A 925-nucleotide genomic window follows, 5' to 3' on the forward strand; every position below is an offset into this window, starting at 1 on the left:
TAGTTTCCCTTCATTCACCAAATCTCGTATCGCTTTGTTTACTGTCATTCGGCTTACACCAAACTGTTCAGTCAGCTCGATTTCAGTCGCAATGCGCTGTCCGACCATCCAATCTCCGGAATCAATTTTATCGAGGATAAATTGTTTGATTTGCATATAGAGTGGCGCAGACATAATGATACCTTTTAAATTGACTATACAAATACTGCTCAATTTGGGTACAAATTGCAAATAGTTATCGACAAATACGACATTTAGAGACAAATAACGGGCATTTGCTTGCTGAATGATTTGGCTGATTTGATATTTTTTGAATCGATAATGGAATCAAGCCGTATTCTTGCGGTCTATTGCTTGCAGCTTATAAGGCAATTGTGTAAACAAAGCACAACCAATAAAAACAGTCGCAAAAAAGGAAAGGCATGTTTAAGAAATTAAAAGCATCGTTGGGTATTGGATCTGCAAAAGTGGATACTATTTTGGATGAAATGAGCGTGTTTCAAGGTGCGACGCTGAAGGGACATGTTCATATCAAAGGTGGGGATGTTGAACAGCAGATCGACGCTATTACCATTAAATTGAACACAGAAATGAAAGTTGAAGTGGACGATAGCGTAAGTTATCAAACCTTCACTATCGACCAGCTCAAGGCGGTTGAACCGTTTGTGATTCAACCTAATGAAGAAAAACAAGTGCCTTTCGAGCTAAAACTGCATGATGAAACACCTATCACTGCGGTTAGCGCATTGAAGAACCAGTGCAATGTTTGGGTCGAAACCACTCTGGATATTGATTTTGCCATCGACCCACGAGATCGCGATTACATTGAAGTGAAACCACTACCAGTGGCATCTCGCGTTATTCGAGCGATTGAACAAGCTGGTTTTACGATGGTGAAAGCAGATGTCGAAAAAGGCTTTTTGCG

The 925-nt window shown here is 40.3% G+C and carries 2 protein-coding genes; one reads left to right on the forward strand and one right to left on the reverse strand.

What is annotated here, in order from left to right:
- Positions 1-174: GntR family transcriptional regulator (locus R7R78_RS24885; protein WP_225474469.1), on the reverse strand; the 174-nt coding region annotated here is incomplete at its 3' end.
- 248 nt (positions 175-422) lie between these two features.
- On the opposite strand from R7R78_RS24885, the gene R7R78_RS24890 reads away from it, so the two are divergent.
- On the forward strand, positions 423-925 hold a 503-nt coding region (locus tag R7R78_RS24890; protein WP_225474468.1), incomplete at its 3' end, for a sporulation protein.

The sequence above is a fragment of the Vibrio sp. 2134-1 genome (assembly GCF_033339495.1).